This window comes from Micromonospora sp. NPDC047527, from assembly GCF_040643015.1.
Taxonomy (GTDB): Bacteria; Actinomycetota; Actinomycetes; order Mycobacteriales; family Micromonosporaceae; genus Micromonospora.
Map to the genome: position 1 here is coordinate 1,509,976 of NZ_JBEYTK010000001.1, position 23,003 is coordinate 1,532,978.

Below are 23,003 nucleotides of genomic sequence, written 5' to 3' on the forward strand. Positions count from 1 at the left end.
GGGAGGGCACGATGGCCGAGGACGACTACGCGACGTTCGTCGACAGGGACCTACGGGGTGCGAGATTCAACAGGTCGACGTTGGCCGGGGCGGTGATGCGCGGCGTCGACGTACGAGGGCTCGACATCGACGCACCGTGGCTGGCTGACGGCGCACTACTGGTCAACGGTGTCGATGTCGTGCCCCTCGTGGAGGCTGAGCTGAACCGGCGGTTCCCGGGGCGCGAGTTGAAGCAGGCGACGCAACCAGCCGCCCTACGCACGGCGTGGGCGGCGATCGAGCAGGCCTGGGCGGCGGCGACCGACCGGGTCACGTCCATGCCCGAGAGCGCTGTCCACGTGTCGATCGACGGCGAGTGGTCGTTCGCGCAGACGCTGCGGCACCTCGCCTTCGCCACCGACGCCTGGCTGGGCAGGGCGATCCTGCGCCTGCCGCAGCCGTTCCACCCGCTCGGCCAGCCACACGTCGAGTACGAAACCGACGGCTTCGACACGTCGGTGTTCGTCGCCGAGCAGCCAGCCTTCGCCGAGGTCCTCCAGTTGCGCGGCGAGCGGCAGGCCATGGTGCGGGACTTCCTCGCCACCGTCACGCCCGACCTGCTCGCCGAGCCTCGGCCCACCCCATGGTCACCCGACCATCAGGAACCGGTCCTGCACTGCCTTCACGTGATCTTCGACGAGGAGTGGGAGCATCTCCGCTTCGCGGTGCGTGACATCGACAAGCAGAGCGACGAGCCGATCTCCGCCCATCCGTGATCGACAGTGACGGCAACCGATCGGCCGATCGGATGGCCGGGGAGGGCTGATCGGCTGTTTCCATGTGCGGTGGGCGCTGCGCGACGCCTACAACTGAGGCATGGCCAACGAGGTGACCGTCCCCCTGCTCCCGTGCGCGTCCATCGACGACATCGTGTCGTTCTACGAGGTTCTCGGCTTCGGCACGACGTACAAGCAGCGCAAACCCAACCCGTATGTGGCATTGCAGCGAGAGGACCTGAATCTGCACTTCTTCGAGATCGCCGGGTTCGACCCGGAGCAGTCCTACGGCTCGTGCCTCGTCCTCACCTCGGACCTCGAGGGACTGCACCGGTCGTTCGCCGCCGGCATGCGCGCCGCCTACGGCAAGGTGCTGATCTCCGGTACGCCTCGGATGACCCGGCCCCGGGCTCGCAAGAACCAGGACGGGTTGGGTGGGTTCAGCGTCATCGACCCGGGCGGCAACTGGATCCGCGTCGTTCACAACGCCGCCGCCGCTCCCCTGCCAGCGACGGCGCCTGCCGGCCGACTGGCCAAGGCCCTGTCGAACGCGGTCGTGCAGGCCGATTCCAGGGGTGACATCCGACAGGCCGTGCGGATCCTCGACAGCGCATTGGCCCGCCCGGAGGCCGACGACGACCCGGTGGCGCAGGTGGAGGCCCTGGCCTACCGCGCCGAGTTGGCGATGGTGCTGCACGACCAGGAGACCGCAGCCGAGATGCTGGCCCGCGTCGACCGTGTCGTGCTGACCGGGGATGAGGCCGAGCGGGCGGCACCCGCGTTCGAGAACGCCGCCGACATCGCCGCCGCGCTGCGATGACCCCCAGCCGCCGCGCTGTCACAGGTCGACCCCCGCCGGTGTCTCAATGCCGAGACCACCGACGAGGAGGAGCCATGACCGGCGACACCAGGATTCCCCCGGCCGAGATCACCGGCCTCTACGGCGCCGTCCTGAAGAGGTTCAGCAGGAAGATGCTCGGCCGGGTGCCGGACGGGCTCGGCGTGATGTGGCACAACCGGCCGGTACTGAAGTTCAACCTCGACCTCGGTCGCCGAGCCAGCAAGTGGAACGAGTGCGACAAGAACCTGAAGTCGTACGCCCACATGGCGGTGGCATCGCTGATCGGCTGTTCGTTCTGCCTGGACCTGGGCTACTTCCAGGCGCACAACGAGGGCCTCAACATCACCAAGGCCCGCGAGGTGCCACGCTGGCGCGAGTCGGACGTCTTCACGCCGCTGGAGCGCGACGTCCTGGAGTACGCCGAGGCGATGACGCAGACGCCGCCGACCGTCACCGACGAGTTGTCCGCCCGGTTACTCACGCAGCTCGGGGCGCCGGCGCTGGTGGAGCTGACCGCGTGGGTGGCGCTGACCAACCAGTTCGCGCGATTCAACGTCGCGTTCGGCATTGAGGCCGAAGGGCTCGCCGCGTCGTGTGGTCTGGCGCCGCTGGCGCAGCCGAGCGGCACAGCCGCGCGGGCGTAGCCGACGGACGCTTCGCCCGCACCGCTCGACGTTCACGCCGGGCGCGGCTGCTCCATCGGCATCGGGACCTGGAGGAAGGTGGTGCCGCGCATGTCCAGCCAGGCCCGGTCGGGCCCTCGGACCAGCCGCAGCATCACCTCCTCGCAGGACGGGCAGCGGGCGACCAGGCCCGGGGCGTTGGAGAAGACGTGCAGGCTGGCCATCGAGCCGGTCATCCCGCAGTTCTCGCAGCGGCCCGTCGTGGTGCTCAGGTCGACGGTGAACAGCTCGCGCAGCGGGCCGTCGAGCATGTTGCCGTCCAGGTACGACATCTCGGTCATCGGGTCTCCTCGACGATGCGGCGGGGCGGGAAAAGGGGCGGTCAACCGGTCGGGCCGAAGCGTTCGGTCTTGACCCGCCGCGCCGGGTGGCCCAACCCCACCAGCAGGTCGGCCACGGTCTCCACGAACCCGGTCGGGCCGCAGACGTAGGTGAGCGGTTCCAGATCCGGCGGCCAGCCGTGGGTGTTGACGTCGGCCAACCCGATCCGGTGTGGTTCGCCGCGCCATCCCTCGGGCGCTTCGCGGGTGTAGACGTACGCCACGTCGAGCCCGAAGTCGTCGCGGGCCCGGCGGCGCAGTTCGTCGCCGTAGATCAGATCCCCGGGTGTACGCACCGAGTACAGCAGCCGGAACGGCACCTTGCTGCCCGCCGCCCGCCGGGCGCGGATCATCGCCATCAACGGCACCACACCGGAGCCGCCGCCGAGCAACTGCACCGGCGCGGTCTCCTCCGGCCGCCAGATGAACCAGCCGCCGAGCGGTCCGCGCACCTCCACCGGGTCGCCCGTCCCAAAGACATCGATGAGGTACGGCGACACCTCGCCGTCGGGCACCCGCTGCACAGTCACCTCGATGCGCGGCCCGCCGGGGCCGTCCACCGGCGGCCCGGCGATCGAGTACGACCGGGCGGCCTGGTAGCCGTCCGGCGCGGTCAGCCGCAGGTCGACGTGCTGCCCGGGCAGGTGCCCCGGCCAGTCCGGCACCTCCAGCACCAGGGTCTGCGCGGTCCGCGTCTCCACCCGGCGCTCCACCAGCCGGCCGACCTGCCACCGGTTCGGCGCCGGGCGTTCGGTGCCCGTCGCGACCGCGCGCTCAGTCACCCTGGTACCGCTGTTCGCGCCAGGGGTCGCCGTAGTCGTGGTAGCCGGCGGTCTCCCAGAAGCCCGGCTGGTCCATGGTCTTGAGTCGGATGCCGCGCACCCACTTGGCGGACTTCCAGAAGTACAGGTGTGGCACCAGCAGCCGCGCCGGCCCGCCGTGCTCGGGTGGCAGCGGCGCGCCGTCGAAGGTGTGCGCCACCCAGGCCCGGCCGCCGCGCAGGTCGTCCAGCGGCAGGTTGGTGGTGTAGCCGCCGTACGAGTGTGCCAGCGCGAAGTGCGCGCCAGTGTCCACACCGTCGAGCAGGGTGTCCAGTGAGACGCCCTGCCAGGTGGTGCCGAGCTTCGACCAGCGGGTGACGCAGTGGATGTCCACCGTCGGCGTCTCCTGCGGCAGCGCCATCAACTCCTGCCACGACCACCGGCGCTCGGTGCCGTTCTCGGCGGAGATGACGAACTCCCAGGTGTCCAGTGACACCCGGGGCGTCGGGCCGGCGGAGAGCACCGGGAAGTCCTCGGTCAGGTACTGCCCAGGTGGCAGGGTCGGCTCCTGTGATCGGGGCCGACCCTGGAAGCCCGGTGAGACGATTCCCATTGCACAGTCGTACCACCCGCGTTGGCCGGGGCGGGAGCTTTCCCGCGTACCCCCTCGTCGCCCCGGCGTGCCGGGGTCAGTGCCGCTCGGAGACGACCTCGCGCCGGTCGGGTTGTTGGCCCCGGGTGGCGCGCAGGCTGGTCAGGGTGACCACCACCAACACACCGATGATCACGCCGAGCGAGGCCAGGGTGGGGATCTCCGGAACGCCGTCCCAGATGCCGTGCGCCCAGTGCAGGCCCAGCTTGAGACCGATGAACGCCAGGATGATCGCCAGGCCGTAGCTGAGGTGGACGAGCCGGCTCAACGCGGCGTGCAGGACGAAGTAGAGCGCCCGCAGGCCGAGCAGGGCGAAGGCGTTGGTGGCGAAGACCAGGTACGGGTCCTCGGTGATGCCGTAGACCGCCGGCACCGAGTCGACTGCGAAGACGATGTCGGTGGCCAGCACCGCCACCACCACCAGGGCGAATGGGGTGAGGGCCCGCCGCGCGCCCTGCCGGACGGTCATCTTGGTGCCGTGGTACTCCTTGACCACCGGCATGATCTTGCGCAGCAGCCTCACCGAGCGCATCTTGTTGATGTCGACTTCCTGCTGGTGCCCGGAGAGGGCGTCACGCAGCAGCTTCGCGGCGGTGGCGATGAGGATGATCGCGAAGAGCAGGAACGCGAAGTCGAGGGTCTGCAGCGCCGCCGCGCCCAGGGCGATGAAGACACCCCGCAGGACCAGCGCACCGGCGATGCCGTAGAGCAGCACCCGCTGGGCGAGCACGGACGGCACCGCGAACGCGGCCAGCAGCAACATGAAGACGAAGAGGTTGTCGACCGAGAGGGACTTCTCGACCAGGTAACCGGTCAGGTACTCCACGCCCTGCTGGGAGCCGTAGCGGGCCCAGACCCAGCCGCCGAACGCGAGCGGCAGCGCGATGTAGAACGCCGACCAGCCGATCGCCTCCCGCATGGACACCTCGTGCGGGCGGCGGGTCACCAGGAAGTCCAGGACGAGCAGCACCAGTACGCCGACGATCGTCACCGCCCAGAGGGTGGGCGTGCCCACCGACGACAGCGAACTCGCGGCGGACAGGGGTGACAATTCGGTCATGAGGTCTCCTCGAACACCGTGTCATGTTCGAGGTCTCCTTCACCCATCGGAGATGGGCAACCACCCGAGGCACGCCGGGCGCGCCGTACTGACCGGTATGGTTCGTAGGAAGTACTCCCCTCGCGCCACCAGGTTAGGCCAGCCTGAATCGTCGCGCCAAGCGGGACACCGATGGTTGCCCTGACCAACCGCTGTACATACATGGTCGCGGGGTCATTCTCAGGCGCGGCGCAACGTCGCGCCCGGGGCCATCGCCTGCTCAACGAGGTCGCGATAGTCACGGGGAAGCTGCGTCGCCACGTCGTCGAACTCTCCTCCGGTGATCGCCTCGCGCAGCGTGGTGAAAACCGCCCGGACGGCATCGCGGGCGGCTGGCTCCCGCACATCCGCACGCAACGCCACCCGGGCGACGAACTCGGCCGCCCCGAACCGGTCAGCCTGCTCGGTGTTCGGGCTCGGCTTCACCACCACCTGCAACGGCTTCGGCAACTGCGCGGCCAGATCCAGCACCTCGCCGCCGGTCAGCCGCTCGGCGAACGTCTCCAGCACCGCACGGGTCAGCTCGACCGCCTGCTCGGACGACGTCCGGGTGCGCTGGGAAACCTGGTCGATGAAGGTGTCGTAGTTCATCGCGTACCCCCTCGGGCTTGTCGACGGCGCGCCTGCGGGTACCCGCGGCGGCGCGATGGAAACGGCACCGGATTTTCCTTCGCCGACCCGGCGTGAGCGGGTGTCGGGCGGGTAACCGCCGCCGGTCGTGACCACATCGATGCCCCGAGGAGCCGCTGCCATGGCGAGCTACGCCGACGTCCTGCAGTACCTGTCGAGCCTGGACTACCCGGCCGAGAAGGACGACGTGGTCCGCGAGGCCGAGCGGGAGGGCGCACCGCCAGACGTGTTGAAGGCGCTGCGCGCCCTACCGCCGGCGGTGGACTACGCCAACGGCAACGAGGTGGCCCGTTCGGCCGGCATCGACGCCGCACCCGAGGTGGGCCCGGCACAGCGGGCCGCACAGGCCCGGGACAAGACGCACAACCGGGTGTCGCAACATCTGCGCGGCATCTGACCCGGCGGTGACAGATCCGGCCGGGCCGCGCGGATGACCGGCAGACATCCGCTGTCCCGCAGCCCGGACGGACACACCCCGGCCTCGGTGCAGCTCGTCGTGGTGGCCGTCGTCGGGATCGTCGCCGGCGGCGTCTTCGCCGTCGCGCTGTCGCCGTCGCTCGCCCCGCTGGCCGGCTGGGATGCCGCCGCGCTCAGCTGGTTGGTGGTGGTGTGGCGCAAGATCTGGCCGCTGGACGCCACCCGGACCGCCCGGCTCGCCGTCTACGAGGATCCCAACCGGGCCATCCGCGACGTGGTCCTGCTGATCGCCTGCCTGGCCAGTCTGCTCGCCGTGGGACTGGTCGTGGCCAGCGCGCACGCGGCGCCACCCGGCCTGGTCCGCGACCTGTACGGCGGGTTGGGCGTGCTCAGCGTGCTGCTCTCTTGGCTGGTCGTGCACACCGTGTTCGCCGCCCGCTACGCCCGGATCTACTACACCGGCCCGGACGGCGGGGTGAACTTCAACCAGGCCGAACCGCCCCGCTACTCGGACTTCGCGTACGTGGCGTTCACCATTGGGACGACGTTCCAGGTCTCCGACACCAACCTCACCAGCAACGAGATGCGTCGGACCGTGCTGCGGCACTCGATGCTGTCGTACCTGTTCGGCGCGTTCATCATCGCCGTCACGGTTAACCTGCTGGCCGGCCTGGCCCGGTGAGGATGCGGGGCGCTCGACCGAGCCCGCGTCACCGCGGGTCGGGAGCGCCGGGACAGGCGGGCGCCCCGAGGCCACGAACCGCGACCAGGGGCGCCACGCAAACCTGCCCAGGCGGTGAATCGCGCCCGAACCGGTTCGCGTCCACCCGGCGGTGGAGGCCTGCTCGAACCGAGCGGCCAGCACTGCCGGGTCCAACCATACGACAGACCATCCTCCGTACGGTCAGTTTTCGCCGAACTGTGGGCCAACGCACGTCAGGGACGGCCGGTCACCTCCGCGTACCGGTGCTCCAGATCAACCCGGGCCAGCGCCCCCACCAGCCACGCGAGCCGCTCCGACTCGCCGCTCGCCAGGCCGGCCAGGTCGTCCGTCGACCGGCCCAACCCGAGCCGGCGGGCCGCCGCCAAGGCCCGTCGGTCGGCCACCGGAGCCACCTCCCGCCACAACGCCTGCGCCTCGCGCAGAAACAAGTCGACCACCTGGTCGTCCACGCCGGGCAACTCCGCCAGGAGACGCCGCTCCCGGGTCGGGTCGTGGTGCGCGAGAGCACGCAACCGGCGCAGGTCACCCCTGTACCGGTCGACGACCGTGCGGGCCAGGTCACCGAGCACGTCGGCCAGCGCGTCGACGTCGCCACGCTGACCGCTGTCGCGCAGCACCCGCACCCGGTCCTCGTGCAGTGAACGGGCCAGCCGGGCCGCGCTGTCCCACCCCTCGTCGCGCAACGCCCGCGCGCCGTCCACCGCCCGACGGAAGTCACCACGCCGGGCCAGCAGCACCGCCAGGTAGAGCACCTGGAACAGGCTCGCCGGGTTGTTGGTGACCCGGAAGCCGTACTGCTCGGCGAAGCCCCGCCCACTGCCGGCGAGCCGGCGGGCCAGGCGCTTCCGGTCCTCCACGGGTGTGATCAGAGTGGTCGCCATGCCGGCGACTACCCGCGCCGTCGTCGGTCACACGCCGCGCCGCGGGCGCACGCCGTCGTCAGTCGCGCGCCGTCGTCAGTCGCACGCCGTCGTCAGTCGCACGCCGTTGTCCGGCGCCGGGCGTTTCGGCGTTCGGGCGTCGGGCCGTTGTCCGGTGCCGGGCGTCGGGCGTCCGGCCGGGTCAGCCGTGCAGGCTGCCGGTGCGGTCGCGGGCCTTGAGTCGGGTGGTGGGCAGGGCGGGCGCCGGCAGCGGCGGCGCCGGATCGTCGGCCACCACGCCGAAGCGCTGGTCCCCGGCCATCCAGGCCTCCCGAGCGGCGGCGACCTCCTCGTGCGAGCGGCCCACGAAGTTCCACCACATCACCAGCGGCTCCTCGAACGGCGCACCGCCCAGCAGCAGCAACCGCGCCCCCGACCCGCCGCGAACGGTCAGCTCCGCACGGCCCGTACCCAGGTAGAGCAGCGCCCCCGGCTCGAACCCGACCCCGGCCGCCTCGGCGGACCCGGACATCGCCAGCACGGCGTACTCGAAATCGGGCCGCAACGACAGCGTCGTCGGCGCCGTACCGCTCAGCTCCAGTTGCACGCCCACCAGCGGGGTGTGCACCACGGCCGGGGACTGCCGCCCGTCGAAGTCGCCGACCAGCAGGGTGAAGTCCACCTCGCCGTCGCGCCAGCGCGGCAGGTCCGCGTGGTGGGCGAAATCCGCGGCACCCGCCCGCGCCGGATCCGGCAGCGCCACCCACAACTGCACGCCGTGCATGACCGGCGGGTGCGTGACCGGCGACCGCTCGGAATGGGAGATGCCGTGCCCGGAGGTCATCACATTCAGCTGACCCGGCCGGATCGGCTGGACGTTACCGAGGCTGTCCCGGTGGATGATCTCGCCGTCGAGCAGCCAGGTCACCGTCTGCAGGCCGGTGTGCGGGTGCGGCGGCACCTCCATGCCGGGCCGCTGCTCCACGTCGTCCGGGCCGAAATGGTCCACGAAACACCAGGCGCCGACCATCCGGCGGGGACGCTGCGGCAACAGCCGACGGACCGTCGTGTAACGGCCCAGCGGCACGTCGTGGCCAGGCAGCAACACACTGCCCGGATCGACGTCGGCCACGCCAGGCGGTCGGGTCTCTGCCAGCATCGATTCAGTACGCTCCACCGCCCGACTGTACGCTCCCACCTGACGCGCTTCCCCCGTCAACCGCGAGCCCGGACGGTCACCGCGCGGCGTTCACCGTGACGATGTTGGCGCCCGCCACCAGGTCCAGGAAGAGCCGCTCCGTCGACCGGTCCCACCCCGGCGTACTCAACAACGCTCCAGCGGCCACCCCGGCCCAGCGCTCGTCGAACACCGCGACGGAACCGGCACCTACTCTCGCCCGTACCCGCACCGGCGGCCCACCCGGCACCCGGACGTCGAGCTGACTGGTCCCACCGGTCAACCGCACGGTCATCGTGCCGCCGCGCACCGGCGGCAGGATGAGCTCGCTGCGAGCCGACCCGCCCTCGAGTTCCACGCCCAGCAGCCGGGCCCGGGCCAGATCCAGCACCTGCTCGCTCACCCCACCGACGAGGTGCAGACGCCAGGCGACCCGCTCGTTGAGCAGTACCCGCGCGGCCCGCTCCCCGGACGCGCCGCTATCCGCCAGGCCCAGCCGGACGGTCTCACCCTGCACCGCCGGCCGCACGGCGACACTCGACCCGGCCGGGCTGCTGATCCGGTAGAGGTCGTCACCCAGGTCAGCCACGCGCAGATCGAAAGAGGCCAGGCCGTCCACGAGCACGAAGGTTGCCTCCGTACGCCCCGCCACCGGCGCCGTCACCGCCTGCTCGGCAACCGCCGACGCGCCCTCGCCGCCCGGCCGAGTGCCGTCGGGGCGAGTGCCGTCGTTCTGGCCGCCGTCGTTCTGTCTGCCGTCGTTCTGTCTGCCGTCGTTCTGTCTGCCGTCGTTCTGGCTGCTGTCGGGCGTGCTGGAGTAGGTCATGCCGAGGTGATACGGATCAGCGATGATCACGACCACGGCGGCGGCCCCCAGGACCAGCACGACGGTCGTGGCCGCCAACAGCAGGCGAGCACCGACGGACCACCTCTGCCGCCGCCCGCCCTCACCCGGCGGCTCCGGATCCGACTCCACCTGACGGTCTGTTCCGTTCCCCACTGCGGTCATGTCTGCGTCCCTCCGCCGGTCCCCGGCAGTGGATACGTACCCACCGGCAGATCGGATCACTCCGCGCCGACCATGCCACTCCCCTCTGTCGCCGGCCGCCGCCTATCGGACAAGGTCGTTGGCCGACAGTCACTCGCCGCGCGACCGGCGCTCGGGTGACCGGACCCCAATCTCCGGGGCCAGGTGTTCCGCTGCCGGCACCAATGACGTCGGGGCTCCCGGTCAGCCGTTGGGCACACAGACAGCGCCGCCCCTGACCGGGTGGGTCGGGGGCGGCGCTGGTGTCGGTGTGCAGGTCGCCTCTCGGCGAGTGGCGCGACGCGGCTCCAGCCTGACGGTATTCCGCGACGGCGATATTAGGTGAGGCCCGGGGACACTGAGTCACACCGACACCGGTCACAACCAGCCAGCGCCCCACCTTGTTCCCCACCCCGCCTACCGCACCGTGCTGCTGCCCCTCATCGCCCAAGCCCCGCGTCGCCGCGTCGCCGCGTCGCCACGTCGCCACGTCGCCACGTCGCCACGTCGCCACGAGAGGCAAGGCCATCCACCTACCTCGCACCAGCCAGCGACGCGTCGCGCGCCAACCCGACCCACACCAAGCCGACGCCCTGGCCTCCAGACCCCGGACATGCCGCTGGCCGGCACCCCGTGGTGGGGGTGCCGGCCAGCGGTCGGTGTCATACGGGGGTCAGCTGTTCCAGTACTGGCCGACCAGATCAGCGGCCTGCTGCTCCCACTGGGCGTAGGCGTCCGGGTACGCCGAGACCTGCACGGTCTGCGCGGCGTCGGTCAACGGCATGTCCTGCCAACCATCAACCTGCTTGAGGCCCTTGAGGAAGGCGGTGGTGGAGTAGTCGGGGTCGGTGATCTGCTCCGGCGTACCCCAACCACTGGACGGGCGCTGCTGGAACAGGCCCAGCGAGTCGTGGTCGTTACGGTCACCGAGGTGGCCCAGGTTCTCCAGCTTCGACTCCTGCAGGCTCGTCGCGATCGAGATCACCGCGGCGCGCTCGGGCAGGCCGGCCTTCTTCGTCGCGGCGATGATCGCCTTCACGTTCGAGGTCTGCTCATCGTTCAGGGGAATCCGGGACTGCTCGCCCTGCGGCTTGACCGACTGCACGGCCACGGCGACAGGCTTGGCATCCACAGCCGGCGCGGCGGCGTGGGCGGCGATCGGACCGGCGAACACACCACCGGCGAACGCGAGACCAGCAACAGACAGCACACTCTTACGAATAATCGTGTTCATGAGGGTTAGCTCCTTCGGGGGTAAGGACACCCACCCACCAGGGGACGGTGGCGCGGGTGTGAGCACCTCGTCCGGCGCTGCACATACAAGGGGGAAAGTCTTGGGGTTCGGCGGCCTACGGGCGGGGGCTCGTGGCGCCGGGTCCATGTGTAACGACCGGCGGGCCGGGGTCATTCCGGGGGCGGCCCATCCACACGTCGAACCTCGATCGTGGGGGATGCAACGACCCGAGGGCCGAAGTCATTCCGGGGCCCGTCGAGCCAGTGCGGTCGGTCGTGGGGGTTGTAACGACCGGGCCGGGCCTGGCATTCCAACCCCGGGTGGGGGGCGGGCCGGCGGCCGGTGGTACTGCGATCGTCAGGATATGTAACCCGTCCGGGGCCGCCACCATTCCGGCCCCAGGATGCCGCCGGTCACACCCAGAAACCACCCACGAGCGACATTTCACCCAGGCTGGCATGGCTCGACCGACCAGACCGGCCGCTCGGAGATGATCCACTCGACATCGCCGATATCGGGGTATCAACGGCACTGGGATCCGCGATATCGGCGATGTCGAGTCGATCAACCCACCTTGCCGCCGCTGGCCGCCCCGGAGTCTCCATGAACCGCACAAAAGCCCCAAATGACCCGGGGCGGCCCGTACCCGTCGCCCATCCGGGCACGGGTTAGGCGGTTAGGCGGGAGCGGACCTTTGTGGCGCAGTTGTCCAGCACCGTCTGCGCGTCCAGGCCCAGGCTCTCGATGGCCACCAGGGCCGTGAAGGCGACGTCGGCCAGCTCCGCCGCCACGTCCTCGCGGGTGTGGGTGACGCCCTTGCGAGGGTTCTGCCCGAGAAGGCCGATCCAGGCGGCCGACGCCTCGCCCGCCTCCTCGGTCAGTTTGAGGATGCGACACGTCAGTTCCGTCTGACCGGTGCCGTTCGCCGCGTCCAACCATCTGCGCGAGGCGCGCGCCGCATCCCAGATCGACTCGTTCACGTCGACCAGTCAACCCGACCGCCCCCGCGGCCCTCGCGACCGGGCCGGTCCCTGATCGGGCGGTCAGTAGCGCCATTGACAGTGATCGAAGGCGGTTCTAGGTTCAGGGCGCTACCGGCCGGTAGGCAACCGTCCCGCCTGGTCGCCCCCGGGCGACATCCGTCCGATGGGGAGCATCGATGCTGTCCGTACCCGTTCGCACCCTGCGCCGTCTGCTCGCGGCCACCGCGGCGCTGACCCTGGCGGTCGGTCTCGCTGGCGCCGCGCCGGCCAGCGCCGCCGACCGCGACCCCCGGGGCGGCCAGCCGCTGCCGGGCTACACGGTCGAGAATCCTCCGCTGGCGCCGCTGGTGGTGGCCGGCAAACCGACGACGGTACGCCAGGGCGTGCACCGTCATGCCGCGTACATCATCGAGGTTCCCGCCCGGTGGAACGGTGACCTGGTGCTGTGGGCGCACGGCTACCGGGGCCAGGGCACGGTGCTGTCGCCGGAGCCGCCGAGCTACGACCTGCGTCAGCGGGTGCTGGCGCAGGGGTACGCGTGGGCGTCGTCGTCGTACGACCGCAACGGCTTCGACATCCGCTCCGGTGTGCTGAGCACGAAGGCTCTCGCCGACCACTTCGGACGGACGGTGCGCAAACCGCACCGCACCTACCTCGCCGGGGTGTCGATGGGCGGGTACGTCATCGGTCGCTCGCTGGAGCAGTACCCCGGCTTCTACGACGGCGGGCTGCCGATGTGCGGGGTGCTCGGCGACCAGACGCTGCTCGACTTCTTCCTCGACTACAACCTGGTCGCGCAGGCTCTCGCCGGGGTGCCGGCCTATCCCACGCCGGCCGACTACCTGACCAACGCCGTGCCCCGCATCCAGGTGGCGCTCGGCCTGGCGGGGCTCACCCCCACCGGGCCGGACACCACCAGTGAGCGGGGCAAGCAGTTGCGGGCCATCACGGTGAACCGCTCGGGCGGGCCACGCCCCGGCGCTGATGCCGCCTTCGCGGTCTGGAAGGACTTCCTCTTCTCGATCTCGGTGACCGAGGGCGGCACCTCCCCCGCCCAGCGGCCCGGTCAGATCTCCACCAACCTGCTGACCCGCTACAGCCCGAACAGTCCCGTCGACGTCAACTCGGCGGTGCGGCGGGTCGCCCCGGAGAACGTCGTGCAGCGGCTCCTGCCGACGTTGACCGAGGTGCCGCGGATCGCCGGCCGCCCGACCGCGCCGGTGGTCAGCCTGCACGGCCTGGGTGACCTGTTCGTGCCGTTCAGCATGGAGCAGGCGTACGCCACCGATGTGGCGCGGCACGGTCGCAGCCGGCTGGTGGTGCAGCGTGCCATCCGGACCACGCAGCACTGCGAGTTCAGCCCGGCCGAGGCCGGCGCCGCGTGGGACGACCTGGTGTCCTGGGTACGCACCGGCAAGCGACCGGCCGGCGACACGGTGGTCGACCCGGCGGTGGTGGCCCGCGCCGACTACGGCTGCCGGTTCAGTGACCGGGCTGCGTACGCCGCCGGTGTCGGCACCCGCCGCCTCTACCCCGCCTGCTGAGCGGTACGCGGACACGACGACGCCGGCCGGCCCCCGTATCGGGGCCGGCCGGCGTGTGCGTGCGGTGTGTTACGAGAGCTGCTGGACGAGGTCCGCCGCCTGCTCCTCCCACTGCGCGTACGCGTACGGGTAGGCGGAGACCTGGACGGTCTGCGCCGCGGTGGTCAGCGGCAGGTCCTGCCAGCCGCCCACGTTCTTCAGGGCGGTGAAGAACGCCGTGGCGGAGTACTCCGGGTCGGTGATCTGCTCGGGCGTGCCCCAACCCGACGACGGGCGCTGCTGGAACAGGCCCTGCGAGTCGTGGTCGTTGTACGCGCCGAGGTGGCCGAGGTTGTACAGCTTCGACTCCTGCAACGAGGTGGCGATGCCGATCACCGCGCCCCGGTCGCCGACGCCGGTCTTGTTGGCCACGTCGATGATCGCCCGCGCGTTGTCGATCTGCGCGTCGTCGAGCGGGACGCGCGACTGTGCGCCCTCGACGCCGTGCGGGATCAACTCGTCGCGGCTGGGCTTGCCGGCTGGCGGCTTGCTGGTCGGGGAGCCGGTGGTCAGCCCCGACTCGACGGGCTGGTCGTCCTGGCGCGCCGACGTGGCGGCCTTGCCGGTGGCGAGGTCGATGGCGGCGACCGCACCCTCGTGCGGCCCGGAGGTGACCGGGGCGGCGACGGCGGTCGGCCCGAATGCGAGGCCGCCCAGTGCGGCCACGCCGAGAACACTCAGCGCGGTCTTGCGGTACGAGTCCTTAGCGATGGCCGGGAGCCATCGAGTGAAGTCGGCCTTCACGATGGTTGCCCTTTCGATCGTGCGGAGCGCTCCGGGGTGAACACTCCTCGGGAGATGACCGCGGGACGGGTTTTAGCTCCGGCGGTACGGGGGACACAACCAGGCTGACCTGTCGGTCATTCCGGATATGCCGAGCCTGGGACGAGGTGCGGTCCCGGTCACCTCCGGGAATCGGACAGTCGACTCAGCCGCGCCCTCGGGTCGACGAGTTTCGCGGGCGGACGGGCGTGACCCACACCAGGCCGGCGATCTGGGGTGTCCCGGCATTCCGATGCCCCCATGTCGGGGATATGGAGTGGATCACGCCCGGCCCGTCGAGCCGGAACTGGACAATCGGCGGCAATCTGCCCTCAGGTGGCAGCTGGTGTGCCGTACCGGACGAGGACGTGCCAGAGCTGCTTGAGGTGCTGCAGGGTTTCCACGGCCGATCCCCGGTCCGCCCAGCGGGCCGGCTCGGTGACCACCGACACCGCGCCCCGACCGATCAGGGCGGCGTCCACCGGATCGCCCGGCCGGGCGAACTCCCGGTGCAGACGCTCCGCCAGCACCGGGATCGCTGGGCCGCGGAAATCCGGGTCGACCCGGTCGACGGCCAGCGTGAAGCCGGGGTGCCACCGCAGCGGGAGGCCGTAGCGCCGAGCGAGCGACACCAGCGTCGCGCCGGTCTCGGTGCCGGCGAAGGACGGGTCGGCCACCAGTTCCTCGACGTCCTGGGCCAGGTCGAGGACGCCGTGGATCTGGGCCTCCACGTAGTCGTCCAGCGCGCGACCGACGGTGGGCGCGGTGCTCGGCCCGTCGAGCAGTGTCCGGACCAGCGCCGCGACGTCCGTGCCGGTGCGGCCCAGGCACTCACCGGTGGCGGCGGTGCCGGTCACGAGCCCGGCGAGCACCGCCTCGAAGGCATCGGCGGTGCCCGCCGTACGCGGGCCAAGGTGGCTGTCGCCGAGGCAGAAGGTCGCCCGGGTCAGCACCGCCGGGCGTAGCCGCAGGTGGCAGGAGCCGAAGCGGGGGCAGGCGCCGTCCGCGTGGTCGAGCAGGTTGAGGCCGCCGTAGGTGGGCCGCTGCTCCGGGGTCACCCCGGGCCGGTGGTACGCGCCGTCGAACATCCGCCGCTCCCAGCGGTCCCGATCACCGCCGGGGTACGCGGTGAGCCCGCCGTTGGAGATCCCGGTGACGAACTGGCTGCGGTACACCCCGTCCTCGGCCAGTGCGGTGGCGACGGCCCGCCCGTCGGCGCACAGCCGATCCGGATGGAAGTTGACGGTGAGCCGGCCAACGGAGTCGACCGCGGCGAGCAGCCGCTGCGGCCCGTGCCCGATGCCGGCGGCGGCGAGATCCCGGGCGAGGGCGGCCAGCGCGGCGGGGCGCTCGGCGCCAGCGGTGCCGCGGACGTACGCCAGCGCCGCGGCCTGCGCCACGGTGAGCGTCCCGGCGGTGGGCCCGGCCGACTCAGTCGTCGTCACGTCCGGTCCCGAAGCCGTCCAGCCCGGCGCGCTCCTCCGGCGTACGCAGTTCCTCGAAGACGGTGATCTGCAGGTCGGCGGGCGCGTCGAGGCGGGAGTTCAGCGACTGCCACGGGGTGAGCGTGGGCGGCGCGATCTCGTTCGCCCCGGCGGCGACCAGTCGGGCGGTGGTCGTTCTGGCGTCGTCCACCTCGAAGGCCACCCGGATGCGGGGCGCGACCTGCCGGCCCACCTCGACCTCGTCGATCATGCGCTTCTGCGCCGGATTGGCGATCTCCAGCGTGGCCCGGCCGGCGTCCAGGATCACCACGCGGGCGTCCCCGTCGCCGCTGAACGCCGCCTCCTCCGGCAGGCCGAGCGCGTCCCGGAAGAACGCGACAGCGGCCTCGTGGTCCTCTGCCTCCACCACGAGGCGAAGCTGACGGACGACGGGCGTGGGCTGTTCGGCGGTCATGACCGCAGATCGTAACGTCGGTCAGCGGCGGTAGATTCGGGCAGTCCGGAAGGGGACGAGGATGGCCGACACAGACGACACGTACGCGCTGCGCCCGGTCGGCCGGGTCGTGTCACCGTTGACCGACGCGGCGAGCGCGCCCCGGCAGGGCGACGAGGGCGCGCCAGCAGCGTGGCTGGTCTTCGACCCACAGGTCGAGCGGGCCGTACGCGACCTGTCGGTCGGCGCGGAGCTGCTGGTGCTGACCTGGTTGGACCGCGCCCGGCGCGACGTGCTGGCGGTGCACCCGCGCGGCGACGAGACCCGACCGGAGACCGGCGTGTTCAGCACCCGCTCCCCGCACCGTCCCAACCCGATCGGCCTGCACCGCGTACGGGTGCTGGCCGTGGACGGGCTGCGCCTGCGGGTCGCCGACCTGGAGGCTCTGGACGGCACACCTGTGCTGGACGTCAAGCCGGTGTTGGGCGCGGCCGACGAGCGTTGAACCGCCGGACAGCCGGCGGCTCGCCGACCGGCCCACCCACCGGGCCGACGAACCAGCGATCTCAGTGGCCTCGGGCGATCCACTCCTGTAGGTGGGGTGTCTCCGCGCCGATGGTGGTGTCGTCGCCGTGCCCGGTGTGCACGATCGTCTCCGCCGGCAGGGTGAGCAGGCGGGTGCGGATCGACTGGACGATGGTGTCGAAGTCGCTGTAGGAGCGACCGGTGGCACCCGGCCCGCCGGCGAAGAGCGTGTCGCCGGTGAACACCGCACCCAGGTCCGGGGCGTGGAAGCTGCACGCGCCGGGGCTGTGCCCGGGGGTGTGCAGCACCCGCAGCGTGGTGCCGGCCACCTCGATGTCCTGCCCGTCGTGCAGTTCGCCGTGCGGCGGCAGGTGGGGGTGGACCAGGTCCCAGAGGACCCGGTCGGCGGCATGCAGCAGCACCGGAGCGCCGGTGGCCTCGGCCAGCTCGGGCGCCACCCGGACGTGGTCGTCGTGGGCGTGGGTGGCGAGGATCGCCCGGACCCGCCGGTCGCCGACCAGCGCGAGGATCGCCGGCACGTCGTGTGGCGCGTCGAGGATCACGCACTCGCTGTCGTCGCCGATGACCCAGACGTTGTTGTCGACGTCGAACGTCTGCCCGTCGAGGGAGAACGTGCCGGCGGTGATCGCGTGGTCGACCCGGGCGGTCATCAGAACACCACCACCGAACGGAGCACATCGCCGTGGTGCATCCGCTCGAACGCGTTCTCGACCTGGTCGAGCGCGATTTCCTCGGTGACGAAGGCGTCCAGGTCGAGGCGGCCCTGCAGGTACAGCTCGGTGAGCATCGGGAAGTCGCGGCTGGGCAGGCAGTCGCCGTACCAGCTGGACTTGAGGGCACCACCGCGCCCGAAGACGTCCAGCAGCGGCAGCTCGATCTGCATCTGCGGGGTCGGCACGCCGACCAGCACGACGGTGCCGGCCAGGTCCCGGGCGTAGAAGGCCTGCTTCCACGTCTCCGGACGGCCCACCGCGTCGATCACCACGTCGGCGCCGAACCCGCCGGTGGCGGCGCGGATCGCCTCGGTCGGGTCGGTCTCGGAGGCGTTCACGGTGTGCGTGGCGCCGAACTTGCGGGCCCAGTCCAGCTTGCGGGTGTCGGTGTCCACCGCGATGATCGTCGTCGCGCCGGCCAGCGCCGCGCCGGCCACCGCCGCGTCGCCGACGCCGCCGCAGCCGATCACCGCGACCGAGTCGCCCCGGGTGACGTTGCCGGTGTTCATGGCCGCGCCCAGCCCGGCCATCACCCCGCAGCCGAGCAGGCCCACCGCGGCGGGTCGGGCGGCCGGGTCGACCTTCGTGCACTGGCCGGCATGCACCAGCGTCTTCTCGGCGAACGCGCCGATGCCCAGCGCCGGGGCCAGTTCGGTGCCGTCGGTGAGGGTCATCCGCTGCGTGGCGTTGTGGGTGTTGAAGCAGTACCACGGCCGGCCCCGGCGACAGGCCCGGCAGTCCCCGCAGACCGCCCGCCAGTTGAGCACCACGAAGTCACCCGGAGCGACGTCGGTGACGCCCTCCCCCACCTGCTCGACGATGCCGGCGGCCTCGTGGCCGAGCAGGAACGGGTACTCGTCGTTGATGCCGCCCTCGCGGTAATGCAGGTCGGTGTGACAGACCCCGCAGGACTGGATCCGGACGATCGCCTCACCGGGGCCCGGATCGGGCACCACGATCGTGGTGACCTCGACCGGTGCTCCCTTGCTGCGGGAGATGACTCCCCGGACTTGCTGGCTCACTTCGCCTCCTGCTGGTGGTCTGCGGCGGGGACCGGATGCCGGCAGGTGTGAACCGGGCTCGGCGGTGGGCCCCTGCCGAACCTACCGCGCCCACCACGGCCGGCCCAGTCGGCCGGGCGGCGGGTTATCGCGGGTCACGTGGGGTACGCGGGCCACAATTCCGACCACGGCCACCAGGAGTGATCATGAAGCTCGCGCATCTGCCGCTGCGGGTCAGCATCGGCGCGTACGTCCTCAACTCTGGTCTGGGCAAGCGGAACCTGGAGGGCGGCGCCGCGGAGGCCATGCACGGGATGGCGGTGGCGGCGATGCCACAGGTCAAGCAGTTCGAGCCGGCGCGGTTCGCCAAGCTGCTGTCGTACTCGGAGATAGCGCTGGGGGCCGCGCTGCTCGCGCCGTTCGTCCCGGCGCCGCTGGCCGGGTTGGGCCTGACGGCGTTCGGCGCGGGTCTGGTGCAGCTGTACCTGAAGACACCGGGGATGCGGGAGCCAGGCAGCGTCCGGCCGACACAGCAGGGCACCGGGCTGGCCAAGGACGTCTGGTTGGTCGGCGCCGGGCTGACCCTGGTGTTGGAGGGGCTGACCCACGGGCGGCGGCGCCACTGACCTCGGGCGGTGACCCGTTCGCGTTCGGTGCGGCCGTTCTACCGACCGATGCGGCCCCACCGCCGCGACGAGCCCCACCGCGCGGCCACCCCGCTGGAACTCCTCTTCGACCTGTGTTTCGTGGTGGCCGTGGCACAGGCCGCCGGCAGCCTGCACCACGACGTCGCCGAAGGTCACCTCGGCCACGCGGTGACCAGCTACGCGATGGTGTTCTTCGCGATCTGGTGGTCGTGGATGAACTTCACCTGGTTCGCCTCGGCGTACGACACCGACGACGACGTCTACCGGATCACCACGCTCGTGCAGATCTCCGGCGCGTTGATCCTGGCCGCCGGGGTGCCCCGCGCCTTCGCCGACGGCGACTTCGCCGTCATCACCTACGGGTACGTGGTGATGCGGCTGGCCGCCGTCACGCAGTGGACCCGGGCCGCCGCCGGGGACCCGGCGCACCGTGCGGCGGCACGCCGGTACGCGATCGGCGTGACCGTGGTGCAGCTCGGCTGGTTGCTGCGGCTGGCGCTGCCCGACGAGTGGGGCATCGCGACGTTCGTGGTGTTGGGGCTGGCCGACCTGCTGGTGCCGGCGGTGGCCGAGCGTCCCGGCATGACACCGTGGCACCCCGGGCACATCAGCGAGCGGTACGGACTGTTCACCCTGATCGTGCTCGGCGAGGCGGTGCTGGCGATCTCGGTGGCGATCCAGACCGGCCTCGACGCCGGCCACCATGGGCTCTGGTCGCTCGCGGCGGCCGGAGCGGTCATCGTCTTCGCGCTCTGGTGGCTCTACTTCGACCGGCCGGTCGAGGCTCCGAGCCGGCTGCCGTACTCACTGATCTGGGGCTACGGCCACTATCTGATCTTCGCGGCGATCGCCGCCGTGGGGGCCGGGCTGGCCGTGGTGGTGGACCACGAGCGGCACCTCGCGCACGTCTCCGGCACCACCGCCGGCTACGCGGTGGCCATCCCGATCGCTGTCTTCCTGCTGACCGTGTGGGTGCTGCACGTCCGCCGCCAGCAGCACGGCGCGGTGGTCGTGGCCTACCCGGTCGTCGCCGGGCTGGCGCTGCTCGCGCCGCTGGGGCCGGCCCGGGTGCAGGTGCTCGCGCTGCTGCTGGTCACCCTGGCGGCGCTCACCGTCCTGCTGCGTCGGCGTGACGACGGTGCCGCGCCGACGCGAGCCGAGGCGGACCGGGCCTGACCTCCGCGCGGGCATAGTGCGGCGATAGGACCCGAATATGCGGCCCGCCGTTTGGGCGTGGCGGGCCGGAAGTCGGCAGAATTGCGGCATGCTTCGCCGCCGATGGCTGTTGGCCGACCAACTCGGGCCGCACTTCCTCGACGACCCCGACCAGCCGGTGCTGCTGGTGGAGATCCAGGAGTTGTTCCGCCGTCGACCGATGCATCGGCAGAAGGCACACCTGATCCTCTCGGCCGTGCGGCACCGCGCCGCCGAGTTGGGTGATCGGGCGCTGCTGCTGCGCACCGGCACGTTCCGCGAGGCGCTGGCACAGGTCGCCGAGCCGGTCGAGGTGAGCCATCCACACTCCTGGGCGGCCCTGCGCTTCGCCCGCTCGGTGCCCGGGTTGATGGTGCTGCCGGCACGCGGCTTCATCACCGACCAGGCCGACTTCGCCGCCTGGGCGGACCGCAGCCGGCGCGGCCCGCTGCGGATGGCCGACCACTACCGCCACATCCGCCGTCGGCACATCGTGCTGACCGGGCCGGTAAGCGCCGCCGGGCCGGCACGCCGACCGCGCGCGGAGGGCCAGACCGTGCCGGCGACACCACCGCCACCGCCGCCGATCGTCGAGGACGACATCGACGCGCAGGTCCGCCGCGACCTGGACCGGTGGGCGGCCGACGGGGTGCGGTTCGTCGGCCGGGACGGCCCCCGGCAGCACCCCGCCACGCACGCCGAGGCGCAGGCCCGGCTGGAGCACTTCCTGACCCATCGGCTGCCCGAGTACGGCCGCTATGCCGACGTGATGAGCGCCGACGACCCGCTGTTCGCGCACTCCGCGCTCTCGTCCTCCTTCAACCTCGGGCTGCTGCACCCGGAGCCGGCCGTGCGCGCCGCCGAGCAGGCGTGGCGGGCCGGCACGGCCCCGCGTACCGCGGTCGAGCCGTTCATCCGCGGGCTGCTCGGCTGGCGGGAGTTCCTCTGGCAGCTGTACTGGTATTTCGAGCCCCGGTTCCGGGGCGCGAACTGGCTGGCCGCCACCGAACCGATCCCGGACTGGTTCGCCGACCTGGACGCCGACGCGGTGGAGGCGCGCTGCCTGGCGGACGTGCTCGCCGCCGTCCGGGACCGGGCGTGGACGCACCAGACGCCTCGGCTGCTGGTGCTGGGCAACTACGCGTTGCAGCGTGGCTGGCGTCCGGCCGAGGTGGCGGACTGGTTCGAGCGCTGCTTCGTCGACGGCACCGACTGGGTGATGAACGCGACGGTGATCGGCATGAGCCAGTACGCCGATCTGTCCAGGGTGGACACCCGCCCGTACGCGGTGGACGGCACCGACATCGACGAGATCAGCGACTACTGCGGCGGCTGCCGGTACGTGCCGGAGCGGGCGCTGGGCGATCTGGCCTGCCCGTACACCGGGGGTTTCGAGAGTTTCCTGCACCGCAACCGGGAGCGGCTGGTGACCGACCCGCGGCTCGCCGCGGAGCTGGCCCGCCGCGACGAGCCGGAGCACCGCGAGGCGGTGGTGGCGCAGGAGGAGAAGCGGGGCGGCACCGCCCCGTGACGGGCCGCCCAGTCACCGGCCGGATGCCCGGCTGAAGGTCATGATCCAGTTGGTCTCCCAGGTGCGCTCGCCGTCGGTGGAGAACGCCTGCTCCCAGCGGGCCGTGGTCGCGCTGATGTCCGACCAGATGAACCGGCACCGGACCGGCCGCCCCTCGTGCTGGTCGTCGGCGTAGAAGCGACCCACCCCGTCGACGAAGCGGCCCACCATCGGCGGCTGCTCCAGCACACCGCCGCCGCTGCTCATCCAGTAGATCGACCACTGTTCGGTCGCCGGGTCGAAGATCCGCAGGGTCGCGCCGGAGGAACCCTTGGTCGGGAAGGTGATCTCGTCGAAGTGGCCGCCGCCGGCGAAGAAGCCGTGCGCGACCGACACCCCGGGAAACTCCTCCCACTCGTCGGAGCCCACCAGCCGCTCGCGCAGCCGCCGGTTCACGACGTTCCAGGTGCCCACGAAGAAGTCGAAGTCGCCCATCAGCGGCCCACCGGCCCTTCCGCTCGCGTGTCCCGCAGGTAGCCGGTCAGGTCGGGGCTCGCTGGCGCGAGCATGTGCCGGACCCAGGCGGCCCGCTCGTGCTCCAGCACCGCCATCTCCCACACACAGCCCACGGCGGGGCGGCGCAGTTCGACGAAGCGTGCGGGGTCCTGGTCCGGGCAGTCCAGCGCGGGCTGCCCCGCCACCGCGACGCGAACCTCCAGCGCGTTGTCCCACACCCAGGTGTACGCCAGCAGGTAGGCGCCGGTGTCCGCGCCCCGGTGCAGCACCACCCACCCGGCGGCCGGGGTGCCATCGCGCGGGACGTCGGCCAGCAGCGCCGGCAGCAGGTCGTAGGCGGCCTTCTCCACCTCCGGATCGATCGGCCGCTCCGGCTGGTCGATGTGGTAGCGCTTGAGCTGGCGACCGTCCACCATGACCGGTCCCGGCGTTGTCAGCTCCTTGTCGCGAAAAGCCATGCCGGGACGGTACGACCGCTCCCCTGACAGCT

The 23,003-nt window shown here is 71.6% G+C and carries 27 protein-coding genes; 10 read left to right on the forward strand and 17 right to left on the reverse strand.

What is annotated here, in order from left to right; all coding sequences use genetic code 11:
- The first annotated feature begins 11 nt into the window (after positions 1-11).
- The 3 genes from ABZ808_RS06700 (at position 12) to ABZ808_RS06710 (ending at position 2,240) form a co-directional block, all read left to right on the forward strand.
- Entirely contained in the window at positions 12-755 is a 744-nt protein-coding gene (locus ABZ808_RS06700; RefSeq protein WP_357001833.1) for a DinB family protein, read from the forward strand.
- 100 nt (positions 756-855) lie between these two features.
- Positions 856-1,575 carry a VOC family protein gene (locus ABZ808_RS06705; protein ID WP_357001836.1) on the forward strand — a complete coding sequence of 240 codons (720 nt, stop codon included), beginning with the start codon at positions 856-858 and terminating at the stop codon, positions 1,573-1,575.
- 74 nt (positions 1,576-1,649) lie between these two features.
- Complete coding sequence (locus tag ABZ808_RS06710) at positions 1,650-2,240, forward strand: carboxymuconolactone decarboxylase family protein (RefSeq protein ID WP_357001838.1); 591 nt, start codon at positions 1,650-1,652, stop codon at positions 2,238-2,240.
- Between the two features lie 32 nt (positions 2,241-2,272).
- On the opposite strand, the gene ABZ808_RS06715 is transcribed toward ABZ808_RS06710, so the two are convergent.
- The 5 genes from ABZ808_RS06715 to ABZ808_RS06735 all read right to left on the reverse strand — a co-directional run bounded on the left by ABZ808_RS06715 (position 2,273) and on the right by ABZ808_RS06735 (position 5,702).
- On the reverse strand, positions 2,273-2,560 hold the full coding sequence (locus ABZ808_RS06715; RefSeq protein WP_357001840.1) for a DUF6510 family protein: 288 nt from the start codon (positions 2,558-2,560) through the stop codon (positions 2,273-2,275).
- A gap of 41 nt (positions 2,561-2,601) precedes the next feature.
- On the reverse strand, positions 2,602-3,381 hold the full coding sequence (locus tag ABZ808_RS06720; protein ID WP_357001843.1) for a ferredoxin reductase: 780 nt from the start codon (positions 3,379-3,381) through the stop codon (positions 2,602-2,604).
- Positions 3,374-3,973 (reverse strand): sulfite oxidase-like oxidoreductase, encoded by a 600-nt coding sequence (locus tag ABZ808_RS06725; protein ID WP_357001845.1) that lies wholly within the window; start codon positions 3,971-3,973, stop codon positions 3,374-3,376. Before ABZ808_RS06725 ends, ABZ808_RS06720 begins: the two co-directional genes overlap by 8 nt.
- A 76-nt stretch (positions 3,974-4,049) precedes the next feature.
- A complete protein-coding gene (locus tag ABZ808_RS06730; protein WP_357001848.1) occupies positions 4,050-5,072 on the reverse strand; it encodes a TerC/Alx family metal homeostasis membrane protein in 1,023 nt (340 codons plus the stop codon).
- Positions 5,073-5,291: 219 nt separating this feature from the next.
- Positions 5,292-5,702 (reverse strand): DUF2267 domain-containing protein, encoded by a 411-nt coding sequence (locus ABZ808_RS06735; protein ID WP_357001851.1) that lies wholly within the window; start codon positions 5,700-5,702, stop codon positions 5,292-5,294.
- Positions 5,703-5,862: 160 nt separating this feature from the next.
- On the opposite strand from ABZ808_RS06735, the gene ABZ808_RS06740 reads away from it, so the two are divergent.
- Both ABZ808_RS06740 and ABZ808_RS06745 read left to right on the forward strand, forming a co-directional pair.
- Positions 5,863-6,138 carry a DUF2795 domain-containing protein gene (locus tag ABZ808_RS06740; protein WP_357001853.1) on the forward strand — a complete coding sequence of 92 codons (276 nt, stop codon included), beginning with the start codon at positions 5,863-5,865 and terminating at the stop codon, positions 6,136-6,138.
- Positions 6,139-6,171: 33 nt separating this feature from the next.
- The gene (locus ABZ808_RS06745; RefSeq protein WP_357001856.1) at positions 6,172-6,840 is read left to right on the forward strand and encodes a DUF1345 domain-containing protein; all 669 of its coding nucleotides are present in this window, start codon (positions 6,172-6,174) and stop codon (positions 6,838-6,840) included.
- A gap of 254 nt (positions 6,841-7,094) precedes the next feature.
- On the opposite strand, the gene ABZ808_RS06750 is transcribed toward ABZ808_RS06745, so the two are convergent.
- From ABZ808_RS06750 to ABZ808_RS06770, 5 genes are all read right to left on the reverse strand, one after another.
- Positions 7,095-7,763 (reverse strand): hypothetical protein, encoded by a 669-nt coding sequence (locus tag ABZ808_RS06750; protein WP_357001859.1) that lies wholly within the window; start codon positions 7,761-7,763, stop codon positions 7,095-7,097.
- Positions 7,764-7,944: 181 nt separating this feature from the next.
- Positions 7,945-8,919, reverse strand: a complete 975-nt coding sequence (locus ABZ808_RS06755; RefSeq protein ID WP_357001861.1) for a pirin family protein — start codon at positions 8,917-8,919, stop codon at positions 7,945-7,947.
- 58 nt (positions 8,920-8,977) lie between these two features.
- Positions 8,978-9,928: a hypothetical protein gene (locus tag ABZ808_RS06760; protein ID WP_357001864.1), complete on the reverse strand. Its 951-nt coding sequence runs from the start codon at positions 9,926-9,928 to the stop codon at positions 8,978-8,980.
- Between the two features lie 691 nt (positions 9,929-10,619).
- Positions 10,620-11,180: a hypothetical protein gene (locus tag ABZ808_RS06765; RefSeq protein ID WP_357001867.1), complete on the reverse strand. Its 561-nt coding sequence runs from the start codon at positions 11,178-11,180 to the stop codon at positions 10,620-10,622.
- Between the two features lie 668 nt (positions 11,181-11,848).
- Positions 11,849-12,160, reverse strand: a complete 312-nt coding sequence (locus ABZ808_RS06770) for a MazG-like family protein (protein WP_357001870.1) — start codon at positions 12,158-12,160, stop codon at positions 11,849-11,851.
- Between the two features lie 179 nt (positions 12,161-12,339).
- On the opposite strand from ABZ808_RS06770, the gene ABZ808_RS06775 reads away from it, so the two are divergent.
- Complete coding sequence (locus tag ABZ808_RS06775) at positions 12,340-13,707, forward strand: hypothetical protein (protein WP_357001873.1); 1,368 nt, start codon at positions 12,340-12,342, stop codon at positions 13,705-13,707.
- A gap of 69 nt (positions 13,708-13,776) precedes the next feature.
- Here the strand turns inward: ABZ808_RS06775 and ABZ808_RS06780 are convergent, their stop codons facing one another.
- The 3 genes from ABZ808_RS06780 to ABZ808_RS06790 form a co-directional block, all read right to left on the reverse strand.
- Positions 13,777-14,490, reverse strand: a complete 714-nt coding sequence (locus ABZ808_RS06780) for a hypothetical protein (RefSeq protein WP_357001875.1) — start codon at positions 14,488-14,490, stop codon at positions 13,777-13,779.
- 350 nt (positions 14,491-14,840) lie between these two features.
- Positions 14,841-15,953, reverse strand: a complete 1,113-nt coding sequence (locus tag ABZ808_RS06785) for a DUF3626 domain-containing protein (RefSeq protein WP_357001877.1) — start codon at positions 15,951-15,953, stop codon at positions 14,841-14,843.
- Complete coding sequence (locus ABZ808_RS06790) at positions 15,940-16,407, reverse strand: VOC family protein (RefSeq protein WP_357001880.1); 468 nt, start codon at positions 16,405-16,407, stop codon at positions 15,940-15,942. Before ABZ808_RS06790 ends, ABZ808_RS06785 begins: the two co-directional genes overlap by 14 nt.
- 61 nt (positions 16,408-16,468) lie before the next feature.
- Between ABZ808_RS06790 and tsaA the strand changes: the two genes are divergently transcribed.
- On the forward strand, positions 16,469-16,891 hold the full coding sequence (gene tsaA / locus ABZ808_RS06795) for a tRNA (N6-threonylcarbamoyladenosine(37)-N6)-methyltransferase TrmO (protein WP_357001883.1): 423 nt from the start codon (positions 16,469-16,471) through the stop codon (positions 16,889-16,891).
- A gap of 61 nt (positions 16,892-16,952) precedes the next feature.
- Here the strand turns inward: tsaA and ABZ808_RS06800 are convergent, their stop codons facing one another.
- Positions 16,953-17,582 (reverse strand): MBL fold metallo-hydrolase, encoded by a 630-nt coding sequence (locus ABZ808_RS06800; RefSeq protein ID WP_357001886.1) that lies wholly within the window; start codon positions 17,580-17,582, stop codon positions 16,953-16,955.
- Positions 17,582-18,667 (reverse strand): S-(hydroxymethyl)mycothiol dehydrogenase, encoded by a 1,086-nt coding sequence (locus ABZ808_RS06805; protein WP_357001888.1) that lies wholly within the window; start codon positions 18,665-18,667, stop codon positions 17,582-17,584. Before ABZ808_RS06805 ends, ABZ808_RS06800 begins: the two co-directional genes overlap by 1 nt.
- A gap of 185 nt (positions 18,668-18,852) precedes the next feature.
- On the opposite strand from ABZ808_RS06805, the gene ABZ808_RS06810 reads away from it, so the two are divergent.
- The 3 genes from ABZ808_RS06810 to ABZ808_RS06820 all read left to right on the forward strand — a co-directional run bounded on the left by ABZ808_RS06810 (position 18,853) and on the right by ABZ808_RS06820 (position 22,018).
- The gene (locus ABZ808_RS06810; RefSeq protein WP_357001890.1) at positions 18,853-19,272 is read left to right on the forward strand and encodes a hypothetical protein; all 420 of its coding nucleotides are present in this window, start codon (positions 18,853-18,855) and stop codon (positions 19,270-19,272) included.
- A gap of 9 nt (positions 19,273-19,281) precedes the next feature.
- Complete coding sequence (locus ABZ808_RS06815; protein WP_357001892.1) at positions 19,282-20,469, forward strand: low temperature requirement protein A; 1,188 nt, start codon at positions 19,282-19,284, stop codon at positions 20,467-20,469.
- Between the two features lie 88 nt (positions 20,470-20,557).
- Positions 20,558-22,018 (forward strand): cryptochrome/photolyase family protein, encoded by a 1,461-nt coding sequence (locus ABZ808_RS06820; RefSeq protein WP_357001895.1) that lies wholly within the window; start codon positions 20,558-20,560, stop codon positions 22,016-22,018.
- Positions 22,019-22,030: 12 nt separating this feature from the next.
- Here ABZ808_RS06820 and ABZ808_RS06825 read toward each other — a convergent pair whose 3' ends face one another.
- Together ABZ808_RS06825 and ABZ808_RS06830 are read right to left on the reverse strand one after the other, a co-directional pair.
- On the reverse strand, positions 22,031-22,492 hold the full coding sequence (locus ABZ808_RS06825; protein WP_357001898.1) for a hypothetical protein: 462 nt from the start codon (positions 22,490-22,492) through the stop codon (positions 22,031-22,033).
- Entirely contained in the window at positions 22,492-22,971 is a 480-nt protein-coding gene (locus ABZ808_RS06830; protein ID WP_357001901.1) for a hypothetical protein, read from the reverse strand. Before ABZ808_RS06830 ends, ABZ808_RS06825 begins: the two co-directional genes overlap by 1 nt.
- Positions 22,972-23,003 lie beyond the last annotated feature (32 nt).